Source organism: Streptomyces sp. NPDC093097, from assembly GCF_044754325.1.
GTDB lineage: Bacteria > Actinomycetota > Actinomycetes > Streptomycetales > Streptomycetaceae > Streptomyces.
Genome location: NZ_JBIVOW010000020.1, coordinates 37,935 through 50,593 on the forward strand (window position 1 = coordinate 37,935; position 12,659 = coordinate 50,593).

Consider the following 12,659-nt stretch of genomic DNA (forward strand, 5'->3'; position numbering starts at 1 on the left):
TCAGGCCGCGCAGTCGCGGCAGATCGGGTTGCCGTTCTTGTCCTCGGCAGCCAGCTGGCTGCGGTGGTGGACCAGGAAGCAGCTCATGCAGGTGAACTCGTCCTGCTGCTTGGGCAGCACGCGGACGGCGAGTTCCTCGTTGGACAGGTCGGCGCCGGGGAGCTCCAGGCCCTCGGCCTGCTCGAACTCGTCGACGTCGACGGCCGAGGCGGACTTGTCGTTCCGCCGCGACTTCAGTTCCTCGATGCTGTCCTCGTTGAGGTCGTCATCGGTCTTGCGTGGAGTGTCGTAATCCGTAGCCATGGTCACTCTCCCCCTCTGGGTGTCTGCGGTGTCTCAGCGCTCGTAACGCATGAGAGGCCGGACTTGTGCCCGACCTGAGGCGGAGATTTTGCCTCACATCAAGGTCTGTTACTCAATCGACACCCAACCGCACCCCTGAAGAGGCGATCGGTTTGGATGGCGATCAGGACCGTACACGGTCCGAATGTCGCACCTCGCGCAGCCCATCACGTGTACTTCCCGTGATCAGGGCCCCTGAAAACCAGGATTTTCCCGGCTTTCCGCCAGGCATTTTGATCACGGAGGGTAGATGGCCGGAAAGCGGCCCCTGTGAGGGATCACACACGTTCCGAGCGGCGGGCGGACCCACCGAATTCCGCGCAAAGCGAACTCCGGCGAAGGATCCCCGGTGGGCCCCCTCCTCGTCAAACCGGAAACGGGGCGATGACCGGCGGAATCCCGCCGTACGGCCGTCGGACGGACGTTCGGGCGGGCCGGCGCGTTTCCGTCACCGGCCCGCCTGCGCGCCTCTCCAGCGGCCGCACAGGGGCTCTGCCGCCCGCGTCAGAGCGGCAGTACGACGCGCATGTCGAGTCCGCCGCCCTCGCGGGGTACGGCGGTGATGGTGCCGTCGTGGGCGCGCACCACGGACCGGACGATGGACAGGCCCAGGCCGACGCCCTTGTCACTGCCGGTCCGCTCCGTACGCAGTCGCCGGAACGGCTCGAAGAGGTTCTCCACCTCGTACGCCGGCACCACCGGCCCCGTATTGGAGACCACCAGCACCGCACACCCCGGCTGCGGCTCCGTCGCCACCTCGACCCAACCGCCCTCGGGCACGTTGTACCGCACCGCGTTCTGCACCAGATTCAACGCGATCCGCTCCAACAACACCCCGTTGCCCTGGACGAACACCTGCTGCCGCACACCCCGCAGCTGAACCCCCTTGGCCTGCGCCTCCTCACGCGTCTGATCCACCGCCTGAGAAGCCACCTCCGCCAAGTCCACCGGTCGCTTGTCCACGATCTTGTTCTCACTGCGCGCCAGCAGCAGCAACCCCTCCACCAACTGCTCACTGCGCTCATTGGTCGCCAGCAACGTCCGCCCCAACTGCTGCACCTCCGGCGACGCCGCCGGATCCGCCAGCTGCACCTCCAACAACGTCCGATTGATCGCCAACGGCGTCCGCAACTCGTGCGACGCATTCGACACAAACCGCCGCTGCGACTCAAACGCCCGGTCCAACCGGTCCAACATCTCGTCGAAGGTGTCCGCCAACTCCTTCAACTCGTCATCCGGACCACCCAACTCGATCCGCCGATGCAGATCCGACCCCGCCACCCGCTGCGCGGTCCGCGTGATCCGCCCCAACGGCGACAACACCCGCCCCGCCATCGCATAACCGAACGCGAACGCCACGATCGTCAGACCCAGCAACGCCAGCAACGAGCGGTTGAGGAGGTCGTTGAGGGCCACCGCACGCTGGTGCATCAGGCAGTTGTTGACCGCCTCCTGCAACAGCGCGCCGGAGGTCTCGGTGGGCAGGTCGCAGATGTCGCTGGTCGACTGGAACTTCCCGCCGAGGATCTTCAGCGGCAGCGCACTGCCGTCGTGCAGGGCGGCGGCGGCGAGCATGTAGATGATCGTCAGCAGCACGATGCCGGCCATCAGGAACATGCCGCCGTACAGCAGCGTGAGCCGTATCCGGATCGTGGGGCGCAGCCACGGGAAGGGCCGGACCTTGACCGGTTTCGGGTCCCAGGCCGGCTTGGGCGGCACCGGGGGCGGCGGCGGTGCCGTCTTGGAGCTGGAGAACGAGGGCAGGGAAGGCATCTCCGTCAGATCCGGTATCCCGAGCCGGGGACGGTGACGATCACCGCGGGCTCGCCGAGCTTGCGGCGCAGCGTCATGACCGTGACCCGGACGACGTTGGTGAACGGGTCGGTGTTCTCGTCCCAGGCCTTCTCCAGGAGCTGCTCGGCCGAGACGACCGTGCCCTCGCTGCGCATCAGGACCTCCAGGACCGCGAACTCCTTGGGCGCGAGCTGGACCTCCCGGCCGTCGCGGAAGACCTCGCGGCGGTTGGGGTCGAGCTTGATCCCGGCGCGCTCCAGGACCGGCGGCAGGGCCACCGTGGTGCGGCGGCCGAGGGCGCGGACCCGGGCGGTCAGCTCGGTGAACGCGAACGGTTTGGGGAGGTAGTCGTCCGCGCCGATCTCCAGGCCCTCGACACGGTCGCTGACGTCGCCGGAGGCGGTGAGCATCAGGACACGGGTCGGCATGCCCAGCTCGACGAGCTTGCGGCAGACGTCGTCGCCGTGGACGAGCGGGAGGTCGCGGTCGAGGACGACGACGTCGTAGTCGTTGACCGCGATCCGCTCCAGCGCAGCGGCGCCGTCGTAGACCACGTCGACGGCCATGGCCTCCCGACGCAGTCCGGTGGCCACCGCATCGGCGAGCAGCTGCTCGTCCTCGACGACGAGAACACGCACGTCGCAGTCCTTCCTTACGGCCCTTGATGAGCAGGGCACAACAACGTTCAGAGCCCTTCCATCCTGCCCCGAAGAGTCATAAACCGGGGGTAAGCGGGGGTGCGGAGGGACCGGTGGGCGGGCGGCCGGGGCACCGACGGCCCGATTTCCGGGCCGGTCGAGGTTTCCCTGAGGGAACCGATGGGGAGGACGAGTGCACACCCGCGATCACGCCCTGTATCGGCGTCATGCCACGCTCCACTTTTCCCTTGCAGGGACCACGCCGTGATCGACCCACCCGTCGGCACACCCCCGTGCCACCGACCCACGACGAGGGGGCGCACCATGGACGCGTTCACCACTGCCATTCTGCAGCGCATACGGAACACCGAAGCCGATCTGGTCCGGGCCCGCGAGTCGGGTGACGACCTCCTGGTCGACGTCGACCTGGCGGAGCTCGAGGATCTTCAGCGCCTCGCCGAGGAACACGGCGTGCGCTACGGCGCCAACGCCTGACCCCGACCGCACAGACCGCGCCTGCGCCCCGGCACCGTTCACCGGTGCCGGGGCGCAGCCGTGTCCGCTCACGACCGGTCGGGCCGGCGGGCCGCGGTCAGTCGTGCCAGGCGCCGAGCTCTTCCAGCAGCGGCTGGAGCTCGGCGAAGACGCCCGGGGAGGCGGCGACGGTCAGCTCGTGGGAGGCGGCCCGGCCGGGGCGGCCACCGGTGCGGGCGCCGGCCTCGGAGGCGATCAGGACACCTGCCGCCAGGTCCCAGGGGTTCAGCCCGCGCTCGTAGTAGCCGTCGAGCCGGCCGCAGGCCACATCGCACAGGTCGATGGCAGCCGAGCCGCCGCGGCGGATGTCGCGGACCCGCGGGATCATGGCGCGGACCACCTCGGCCTGGGCGGCGCGGCGCTCGGTGAGATAGCCGAAGCCGGTGGCGACCAGGGCCTGGGAGAGCGGCGGGGCGGGCCGGTGGCGGACCGGCTCGCCGTTGCAGTACGCACCGCGGCCGCGGACGGCCTGGTACGTCTCGCCGCGCATCGGGGCGGCGACCACGCCGACGACGGTCTCGCCGTCCTTCTCCGCCGCTATGGAAACGGACCAAGAGGGCAGCCCGTAAAGGTAGTTGACGGTGCCGTCCACCGGGTCGATGACCCAGCGCACGCCACTGGTGCCGGTGCTGCCGGCGCCCTCCTCCCCCAGGAAGCCGTCGTGCGGGCGGTGCTCCCCGATGAAGTCGGTGATCAGCTTCTCGGAGGCGATGTCCATCTCGGTGACGACGTCGATGGGGCTGGTCTTGGTGGCGGCCACCCCCAGGTCGGCCGGGCGGCCGTCGCGCAACAGGGTCGAGGCGCGGGCGGCGGCCTCCAGGGCCAGGGCGAGGAGTTCGTCGTGCAGGGGATCGGTGTGCGGTCGGTCGAGGCGCTGCGGGTCGGGCACGGTGCTCCTTGCTCGGACGAACGGTGATCGGGGCGGGGGCGGGCGGTACGGCTACGCGGGGGCCTGTGCGGCGGGGCCGGCCCAGTCCGCGCCGGCCGCGGCCGGACGCGGCGCACGGGCGGGGCAGCAGCCGACGGGACAGAGGTCGTGCGAGGGGCCGAACGCGCCCAGGGCGCAGCGCTCGCGGGCGGCGCCCCGTTCACCGGCGGCGCGCTCCAGGAGGAGGTCGCGGACGGCCGCGGCGAACCGGGGGTCGGCGCCGACGGTGGCCGAGCGGACGACCGGCAGGCCCAGTTCGGCGGCCTTGGCGGCGGCTTCGGTGTCGAGGTCGTACTTGACCTCCATGTGGTCCGAGACGAAGCCGATGGGGGCCATCACTACGGCCGGGACGCCGGCGCCGTGCAGCTCCTCCAGGTGGTCGCAGATGTCGGGTTCCAGCCAGGGGATGTGCGGGGCGCCGCTGCGGGACTGGTAGACGAGCCGCCAGGGGTGGTCGATACCGGTCTCGTCCCGTACGGCGTCGGCGATGACCCGGGCGACGTCGAGGTGCTGGGCGACGTAGGCGCCGCCCGCGCCGTCTTCGGTGTGGTCGTCGGGGGTGCCGGAGGTGTCGGCGGCCGCGGTGGGGATGGAGTGCGTGGTGAAGGCGAGGTGGGCGCCGTCGCGGGTCTCCTCGGGGAGGTCCGCGAGGGCGGCGAGGACGCCGTCGACCATGGGGCGCACGAAGCCGGGGTGGTTGAAGTAGTGGCGCAGCTTGTCCACCTGAGGGACGGGCCGGCCCTCGGCCTGGAGGGCGGCCAGCGCGTCGGCGAGGTTCTCGCGGTACTGGCGACAGCCGGAGTACGAGGCGTAGGCGCTGGTGGCGAGGACGGCGATGCGCCGGTGGCCGTCGGCGACCATGGTGCGCAGGGTGTCGGTCAGATAGGGCGCCCAGTTGCGGTTGCCCCAGTAGACCGGCAGGTCGAGGCCGTGATCGGCGAAGTCCTTGCGGAGCGCGTCGAGGAGTTCACGGTTCTGGGCGTTGATGGGGCTGACGCCGCCGAACAGGAAGTAGTGCCGGCCCACCTCCTTGAGGCGCTCACGGGGGATACCGCGTCCACGGGTGACGTTCTCCAGGAACGGAACGACGTCGTCGGGGCCTTCGGGACCGCCGAAGGACAGCAGCAGCAGGGCGTCATAGGGACGGGGGTCGCACTGTTCGGACATGCCTCCGATCCTCCCACTCCGGGCGTGGACGCGAGGGGTCAGGCCCCAGGTGGGAGCGCCGGAATCGGGGCGGAAACCGGGAGGCGCCGGGCACCCCGCCGCCCGTAAGCTGTATCGGCCGCAGTCATTCCTTACCGACCTCCTCACCCGGCGGAGCGCCCCGTTGCCCAGTCCGTACCGCGCCCTCTTCGGCCGCCCCGGCACCAAGTCGTTCTCCGCCGCAGGGCTCCTGGGGCGGATGCCGCTGTCGATGACGGGCATCGGCGTCGTGACGATGGTGTCCCAGCTGACCGGCCGGTACGGCCTGGCCGGGGCGCTGTCCGCGACGCTCGCGCTGTCGGCGGCGGTCCTCGGGCCGCAGATCTCCCGGCTGGTGGACCGGCACGGCCAGCGACGGGTGCTGCGCCCGGCCACGCTGGTGTCCCTCGCGGCGGTCGCCGGCCTGCTGCTGAGCGCCCAACAGGGCTGGCCGGACTGGACGCTGTTCGCCTTCGCGGCGTGCGCCGGCTGCGTGCCGAGCGTGGGGTCGATGGTGCGGGCGCGCTGGGCGGAGCTCTACCGGGGCTCGCCGCGCGAGCTGCACACCGCGTACTCGTGGGAGTCGATCGTCGACGAGATGTGCTTCATCCTCGGCCCGATCCTCTCGATCGGCCTGTCGACGGCGTGGTTCCCCGAGGCCGGACCGCTGCTGGCCGCGGCGTTCCTGGCGGCCGGGGTGTTCTGGCTGACCGCGCAGCGGGCGACGGAACCGGTGCCGCACCCCCGTGAGCAGCACGCCAAGGGATCGGCACTGCGATCGCCGGGGCTGCGGGTGCTGGTGGGGACCTTCGTGGCGACCGGCGCGATCTTCGGGGCGATCGACGTGGTGACCGTGGCGTTCGCCCAGGAGGCGGGCCACAAGGCGGCGGCGAGCCTGGTGCTGGCGGTGTACGCGCTGGGCTCCTGCCTGGCCGGCGCGGTGTTCGGGCTGCTGCACCTGGCAGGGCCAGCGTCCCGGCGGTGGCTGGTGGGCGTGGCCGCGATGGCGGTGAGCATGGTGCCGCTCCTGTTGGCGGCCTCGTTCTCCGGCTCGCTGGTGCTGCTGGCGGCCGTGCTGTTCCTCGCCGGGCTGTCGATCGCGCCGACGATGGTGACCACCATGGCGCTGGTCGAGGAGCACGTGTCCCGGGCCCAGTTGACCGAGGGCATGACGTGGACGAGCACGGGTCTGGCGGTCGGCGTGGCGCTCGGCTCGTCGGCGGCCGGCGGGGTCGTGGACGCGGCGGGCGCCGCACGGGGCTACCTGGTACCGCTCGCCGCCGGCGTCCTGGCCGCCCTGGTGGCACTCGCCGGCTACCGCTGGCTCCGCCCCCGCGGCGTCCTGGCCCCCTCCTCCCCCACCGCCACCGGCATCCCCACCCCGCCGGCCCCTTCGGCCGCCCAACGCCACGACGAGACGCGAGCCGGCTGACCCAAGGGCGCACGCACGCGGACGGACCCGGGCAGCACCAACGGAACACTCCAACTGGCCGTTCTCTCCAGGCGGTTGCCGCGCCCAGCCATCGGGCCGCCTGGCATTTGGCTCACTCGTCCCGCATGCGTCATCGAGGCAACTGGCGTTCCCCTATGCGACATCGGGATGCTCGGCTCTCCCGTATACGTCAACGGGGCGGCCGACCCTCCCGTATGCGTCATCGGCGCGACCCCCTCACCCCGGCACGCCCCTGGTGCCGCCCTTCCCGCCGCCCACCCGCGCGGGTGACTTCACAGGCGCCGAGGTGACTCCGAGCGCGACGCGCTTCACGGCATTCCCGCCCGGCGAGCGAAGTGGCCGGCCGGACTTCCCAGTTACCGGCGGTACGACATGTCCGGGAGCCGCGCGATTGCGCCCGATTTCGCGGGCATGTGATTCCCGTCACCCTCCCTGGAAGTGCCGTTGGCGGCTGACATCATGCGCTGAACCAACGGCGGTCGAGCGCGGTCGGCCCGCGCGGACGGGAGGGACGTCACCATGGCAGTCACCGACGTCATCGGCGGCTCGGGGGGACGCCGCCCGGGAGGACCCTGGCGCAACTGGGCGGGCAATGTGACCGCCCGCCCCGCCCGGATCGCGACACCGGCGAGCACCGAAGAACTGGCGGCCGCCGTCCGGACCGCCGCCGCGGACGGCCTGACGGTCAAGGCGGCCGGCACCGGGCACTCCTTCACCCCCGCCGCCGCCACCGACGGACTGCTGATCCGCCCCGAACGCCTCACCGGAATCCGCCGGATCGACCGTGCGGCCGGCACCGTCACGGTGGCCGCCGGCACCCCGCTCAAGGACCTCAACCGGGCGTTGTCCGCGCATGGGCTGTCGCTGACCAACATGGGCGACATCATGGAGCAGACCGTCTCGGGGGCCACCAGTACCGGCACCCACGGCACCGGCCGGGACTCCGCGTCGATCGCGGCGCAGATCACCGCGCTGGAACTGGTCACCGCCGACGGGTCGGTACTGCGCTGCTCCGCCGAGGAGAACCCGGAGGTCTTCGCCGGGGCGCGGCTGGGCCTGGGCGCGCTGGGCGTGGTCAGCGAGCTGACGTTCGCGGTGGAGCCGGAGTTCCTGCTGACGGCTCGCGAGGAGCCGATGCCGTTCGACGAGGTGACCGGCCGCTTCGATGAACTCGTCGCCGAGAACGAGCACTTCGAATTCTACTGGTTCCCGCACACCGGCAACTGCAACACCAAGCGCAACAACCGTAGCCAGGGTCCGGCGGCGCCCCCCGGGAGGGTGAGCGGCTGGGTCGAGGACGAGTTGCTGTCCAACGGGGTGTTCCAGGTGGCGTGCGCGGTCGGCCGGGCGGTGCCGGCCGTCATACCGGGCATCGCGAAGATCTCCAGCCGGGTGCTGTCCGCCCGCACGTACACCGACATCCCCTACAAGGTGTTCACCTCGCCGCGGCGGGTGCGGTTCGTGGAGATGGAGTACGCGCTCCCCCGGGAGGCCGCGGTCGAGGCGCTGCGCGAGCTGAAGGCGTTGATGGAGCGGTCGGACTTCAAGGTCAGCTTCCCGGTGGAGGTGCGGACCGCACCCGCCGACGACCTCGTACTGTCCACCGCGTCGGGGCGGGACACCGCGTATCTGGCGGTGCACATGTACCGCGGGACGCCGTACCGGGCGTACTTCGGGGCCGTCGAGCGGATCATGACGGCGCACGAGGGGCGGCCGCACTGGGGGAAGCTGCACACGCGGGATGCGGAGTACCTCGCGGGGGTCTACCCGCGGTTCGGCGAGTTCACGGCGCTGCGCGATCGATTGGACCCGGGGCGCCTGTTCACCAACGGGTACCTGCGGCGGGTACTGGGTGAGTGAGCGGCGGCCGATCGGCCGGTGACATGCCGCGGCCCGGTGCCCCGTAAGAGGGGCACCGGGCCGCGGTGCTGGGTGGTCCGCCGGTGGGGCGGCCCGCCCGTTGGGGTCGATCCTTCGTCTGAGGGTCAGGGTTTGCCCGGGGTCAGGGGGCGTTGGGGTCGGAGGTCGGCCCGCCACCGGGGTTCTGGCCGCCCTGCTGGTTCCCCGGCGGGGCACCGCCGCCGGACGTGCCGGTACCGCCACTGCCCCTGCCGCCATCGGTGCCGGACGACCGGCTCGGCGACGGGTCGGGCGAGGAGGACGTGCCGGGGCTCGGGGAGCCGGTGGCACCGTCGCTCGGCGTCGGCGTCGAGGTCTGCCCGCTCTGGTCGGTGCCGCTGCCGGTGCCTGTGCCGGTGCCGGTGCCGTCGGAACCGGTGCCACCGGAGCGGCTGGGGTCCGGCGGCGGCGTGCCATCGTGGCGGCCGGTGCCGCTCCCGGTGGAGTGCCCCGGCTCCGGCGCCTGCGGAGTGCTGGGCCGCTGATGCGAGACGTTGCCGGTGGTGAGGTTGCCGAGCGTGGTGCCGGTGCCACCGCTCGCCGTCTCGCCGGTGAGCAGTTCGGTGGCGGTGACCGCGCCCATGGCGAGCACGAAGACGGCGAACGCACCGAGCGCGGGCCGCCTCCAGCCGCGCAGCCGCGTCCCGTAGGTAGCGGTCGTCTCCTCGTTGTCGGGCGGCGTGATGCCGGACTCCGGACTGCCGGTCGTGTCGGCCTGCGGGAGGGCGACGGTCGCATCGGCGCCCTGGAGAGCCGCCCGGCCCAGGGCCATGGTCCGATCGACGGGCCCCGTCATCAGCTGGGTCGCCTCCGGGTCCTGACCGGACGGCTGCTGCTGAGCACGGGGCATCAGCTGCGTACGGGCGGTGGCCGGGTCCTGTTCACGGACCACGGCGGAGGTGACGGCGTCGTCGCCTTCCGTGCCCTCCTTGTCGAAGGCAGGCAGCACCATCGTGGGACCGGCGGGCCCGGAGGCGTCGGGGGCACTCCGGGGTCGGGGGGTGGAGGGAGATCGGTTGACGGAGACGCGGTGCGGCCTCGGTCGGGTGGTGACCGCCGCTTCCTTGATCTGCTCCCCGGTGCGCCGGAACAGGTGCTGGAATATGGAGCCGCCGGTCGTGGCGACGACACTGACGACACCCGCGCCGATGATGGTTCCGTACACACCGAGCTGACCCGCGAGGAACGCGGCGACAGCCGCGGCGAGCGCACTGCCGGCGACCTGCGCGAGGCTCAGGTCGAACCGCTTCTCCTTTGGTTTCGTGTCGGCTTCGGTTTTTTCGTCCATCTCCTACCTTTGGTCGCCCCTTCGCTCCATCTTGCATGGAGAAATGACCAAATGGCGGAGCCATTAGTTCCGATTCTGTGGAATCTGTGAACCTTGCCACCCTCGCCGCAGGTAGAGGGATCGACAAGGCGACTTGCCCTAACCATCTGCCAAGAACTTCCACGGCGCGGCGGTCCACTTCAGTGGCCCAAATGGAGTACTGTGGCGAGCCCTGGCCCCGGTTCCCGTCCGGCTGCCCGGACCCGCGGGAGGGGCACTGAAGGTGACACCCTCCTTGGGGCGCCGTCGCTCGGTACGGGTGGTCGGTGACAGGGCAAGCGGCATGGTCACCGAGCGTTGCGAACTGGTTACCGTGTCATAGCGGCGTTTCTGGGCCAAGCCTCGACACGCCGGGCAACTCGGCAATGTTGTGGCAGGCTGCACCCGGGCAGGCCACACTCGACTAGCGGAAGCAGCGACGCACGTGACGTCGGCAGGCACCACCCGGGAGGTCCCCATGCCCGAACTGCGTGTCGTGGCCGTCTCCAACGACGGCACACGGCTGGTGCTCAAGGCTGCGGACAGCACCGAGTACACGCTTCCGATCGACGAGCGGCTGCGCGCCGCCGTCCGCAACGACAGAGCGCGGCTGGGCCAGATCGAGATCGAGGTCGAGAGCCACCTGCGCCCGCGGGACATCCAGGCGCGGATACGAGCCGGTGCCTCCGCTGAGGAGGTCGCGCAGCTCGCCGGCATCCCCGTCGACCGGGTGCGCCGCTTCGAGGGTCCGGTGCTCGCCGAGCGGGCGTTCATGGCCGAGCGGGCCCGCAAGACCCCCGTGCGTCGGCCGGGCGAGAACACCGGTCCCCAGCTGGGCGAGGCGGTCGCCGAGCGGCTGCTGCTGCGCGGTGCCGACAAGGACAGCGTCCAGTGGGACTCCTGGCGCCGGGACGACGGCACCTGGGAAGTCCTGCTCGTCTACCGGGCTGCGGGGGAGCCGCAGTCGGCCACCTGGACGTACGACCCGCCGCGCCGGCTGGTGCAGGCCGTGGACGACGAGGCGCGGGCGCTGATCGGCGAGAGCGACGACACCCCCGAGCCGAGCTTCCCGTTCGTGCCCCGGATCGCACGGCTGCCGCGCGACCGGCCGCTGGACCGCGCCCTGGACCGCCAGATGCCGGAGCGCGCCGAGCGGTCCGGCGAGGACCGGGAGCGGGACGCCCGGGCCGAGGAGGCCACCGGCGAGCGGGAGCGGGATTCGCTGACCAGCCTGCTGGAGGCGGTGCCGAGCTTCCGGGGCGACATGGTCGTGCCCGAGAGCGCCAAGACGTCGCAGCAGGAGGACGAGGAGCAGGTCGAGGCCGAGGAGCCGCCGGCTCCGGCGGCGAGCGCAGGTGCGGGCGCGGGTTCCGCGTACGCCGATGTGTTGATGCCGCGGGCGGTGGCGGGCCACCGTGATCGGCTGACCGGGACGACGGACCGGCAGGCCGAGGCGGACGGGGTCCGGCCCGGACGGCGGGCCGCGGTGCCCAGCTGGGACGAGATCGTCTTCGGCACCCGGAGGAAGAAGCCGGAATAGCGCGAAATGGCCGGGTTTCCGGCCGAGTTGAACGCGGCGTCCGCCCGCTCCCTGAGTTCAGGGAGCGGGCGGACGCTGTTTCGCGAGGCCCTTCATGGGCCCCAGCGGCCGCTCAGCCGGGCTGTGGGCCGGTGGCGATGGGGCGGGAGGGGTCGGCGCACCATTCGCTCCAGGAGCCGACGTACAGCGCCGCGGGGACACCGGCCACGGCGAGGGCGAGGACCTGTTGGGCGGCGGACACGCCGGAGCCGCAGTAGACACCGACCTCGGTGCCGGCCGTGGCGCCCAGCGCCGTGAACCGCTCGACGAGTTCGGCGGCCGGCCGGAAGACCGTGCCGCCGGCGGCGACGTTCTCGGTCGTGGGGGCGGACACCGCGCCGGGGATGTGGCCGGCCACCGGGTCGATGGGTTCGGTCTCACCCCGGTAGCGCTCCCCCGCCCGCGCGTCCAGGAGGACACCGCGGCGGGCCAGCGCGGCCGCGTCGTCGGCGGTCAGCAGCGGCATCGCACCGGGCGCGGGGGTGAAGTCACCGGGCTGCGGAGTCACTTTGTCGATACTCATGGCGCCGCCGGACGCCTGCCACGCGGCAACTCCGCCGTCGAGAACCCGCACGTCCGGGTGACCCGCCCAGCGCAGCAGCCACCACGCACGGGCGGCGGCCCAGCCCTGGCCGCCGTCGTACGTGACCACCGGGCGGCCGGCGCCGACACCGGCGGCCCGCATCGCGGCGGTGAACACCGCGAGGTCGGGGAGCGGGTGACGGCCCGTCGCACCGGGAGGCCCGGCCAGTTCACTCTCGAGGTCGACGTAGACAGCGCCGGGCAGATGACCGGCCTCGTATACCGGACGGCCGGGCGGGCCGCCGAGCTGGTAGCGCACATCCAGGAGGAGCGGAGCCTCGGGGCCCGCCAGCTCGCTCGCGAGTTCGGTAGCGGTGATGATGGCATTCATGGCACTCATCCTTGCGTAGCGGTGACTACGTACAGAAGCGGGCGCCCACCCTCTGTATGACTGAGCTGCCCAGCGCCGTAACACGGCC

General features: G+C 71.8%; 11 protein-coding genes. 4 read left to right on the forward strand and 7 right to left on the reverse strand.

The window, feature by feature from the left end:
* From ACIQE0_RS28870 to ACIQE0_RS28880, 3 genes are all read right to left on the reverse strand, one after another.
* Positions 1–303, reverse strand: coding sequence for a DUF4193 domain-containing protein (locus ACIQE0_RS28870; RefSeq protein ID WP_016575747.1), 303 nt, complete (start codon positions 301–303; stop codon positions 1–3).
* A gap of 543 nt (positions 304–846) precedes the next feature.
* Positions 847–2,115: a sensor histidine kinase gene (locus ACIQE0_RS28875; protein WP_402337692.1), complete on the reverse strand. Its 1,269-nt coding sequence runs from the start codon at positions 2,113–2,115 to the stop codon at positions 847–849.
* Between the two features lie 5 nt (positions 2,116–2,120).
* Positions 2,121–2,774, reverse strand: coding sequence for a response regulator transcription factor (locus tag ACIQE0_RS28880; RefSeq protein WP_016576171.1), 654 nt, complete (start codon positions 2,772–2,774; stop codon positions 2,121–2,123).
* 324 nt (positions 2,775–3,098) lie between these two features.
* Here ACIQE0_RS28880 and ACIQE0_RS28885 point away from each other — a divergent pair, with 324 nt between their 5' ends.
* Positions 3,099–3,269 (forward strand): hypothetical protein, encoded by a 171-nt coding sequence (locus ACIQE0_RS28885; protein WP_366331616.1) that lies wholly within the window; start codon positions 3,099–3,101, stop codon positions 3,267–3,269.
* Between the two features lie 97 nt (positions 3,270–3,366).
* Here ACIQE0_RS28885 and ACIQE0_RS28890 read toward each other — a convergent pair whose 3' ends face one another.
* Both ACIQE0_RS28890 and ACIQE0_RS28895 read right to left on the reverse strand, forming a co-directional pair.
* A complete protein-coding gene (locus ACIQE0_RS28890) occupies positions 3,367–4,197 on the reverse strand; it encodes an inositol monophosphatase family protein (RefSeq protein ID WP_402337696.1) in 831 nt (276 codons plus the stop codon).
* 51 nt (positions 4,198–4,248) lie between these two features.
* The gene (locus ACIQE0_RS28895) at positions 4,249–5,403 is read right to left on the reverse strand and encodes a ferrochelatase (protein ID WP_402337699.1); all 1,155 of its coding nucleotides are present in this window, start codon (positions 5,401–5,403) and stop codon (positions 4,249–4,251) included.
* Between the two features lie 163 nt (positions 5,404–5,566).
* On the opposite strand from ACIQE0_RS28895, the gene ACIQE0_RS28900 reads away from it, so the two are divergent.
* Together ACIQE0_RS28900 and ACIQE0_RS28905 are read left to right on the forward strand one after the other, a co-directional pair.
* Entirely contained in the window at positions 5,567–6,853 is a 1,287-nt protein-coding gene (locus tag ACIQE0_RS28900) for an MFS transporter (protein WP_402337701.1), read from the forward strand.
* 540 nt (positions 6,854–7,393) lie between these two features.
* Positions 7,394–8,734, forward strand: coding sequence for a D-arabinono-1,4-lactone oxidase (locus ACIQE0_RS28905; RefSeq protein WP_366331620.1), 1,341 nt, complete (start codon positions 7,394–7,396; stop codon positions 8,732–8,734).
* Positions 8,735–8,876: 142 nt separating this feature from the next.
* Here the strand turns inward: ACIQE0_RS28905 and ACIQE0_RS28910 are convergent, their stop codons facing one another.
* Positions 8,877–10,061, reverse strand: a complete 1,185-nt coding sequence (locus ACIQE0_RS28910) for a hypothetical protein (RefSeq protein WP_402337704.1) — start codon at positions 10,059–10,061, stop codon at positions 8,877–8,879.
* Between the two features lie 496 nt (positions 10,062–10,557).
* On the opposite strand from ACIQE0_RS28910, the gene sepH reads away from it, so the two are divergent.
* Positions 10,558–11,619 carry a septation protein SepH gene (sepH, locus tag ACIQE0_RS28915; RefSeq protein ID WP_366331622.1) on the forward strand — a complete coding sequence of 354 codons (1,062 nt, stop codon included), beginning with the start codon at positions 10,558–10,560 and terminating at the stop codon, positions 11,617–11,619.
* A gap of 112 nt (positions 11,620–11,731) precedes the next feature.
* On the opposite strand, the gene ACIQE0_RS28920 is transcribed toward sepH, so the two are convergent.
* A complete protein-coding gene (locus tag ACIQE0_RS28920; protein WP_402337708.1) occupies positions 11,732–12,571 on the reverse strand; it encodes a sulfurtransferase in 840 nt (279 codons plus the stop codon).
* Between the last annotated feature and the right edge of the window lie 88 nt (positions 12,572–12,659).

Bases quoted from the DNA above. Each gene is read 5' to 3' on its own strand.
- ACIQE0_RS28870 (WP_016575747.1), bottom strand. From the start codon at position 303: ATGGCTACGGATTACGACACTCCACGCAAGACCGATGACGACCTCAAC.
- ACIQE0_RS28875 (WP_402337692.1), bottom strand. From the start codon at position 2,115: ATGCCTTCCCTGCCCTCGTTCTCCAGCTCCAAGACGGCACCGCCGCCG.
- ACIQE0_RS28885 (WP_366331616.1), top strand. From the start codon at position 3,099: ATGGACGCGTTCACCACTGCCATTCTGCAGCGCATACGGAACACCGAA.
- ACIQE0_RS28895 (WP_402337699.1), bottom strand. From the start codon at position 5,403: ATGTCCGAACAGTGCGACCCCCGTCCCTATGACGCCCTGCTGCTGCTG.
- ACIQE0_RS28905 (WP_366331620.1), top strand. From the start codon at position 7,394: ATGGCAGTCACCGACGTCATCGGCGGCTCGGGGGGACGCCGCCCGGGA.
- ACIQE0_RS28910 (WP_402337704.1), bottom strand. From the start codon at position 10,061: ATGGACGAAAAAACCGAAGCCGACACGAAACCAAAGGAGAAGCGGTTC.
- sepH (WP_366331622.1), top strand. From the start codon at position 10,558: ATGCCCGAACTGCGTGTCGTGGCCGTCTCCAACGACGGCACACGGCTG.
- ACIQE0_RS28920 (WP_402337708.1), bottom strand. From the start codon at position 12,571: ATGAATGCCATCATCACCGCTACCGAACTCGCGAGCGAGCTGGCGGGC.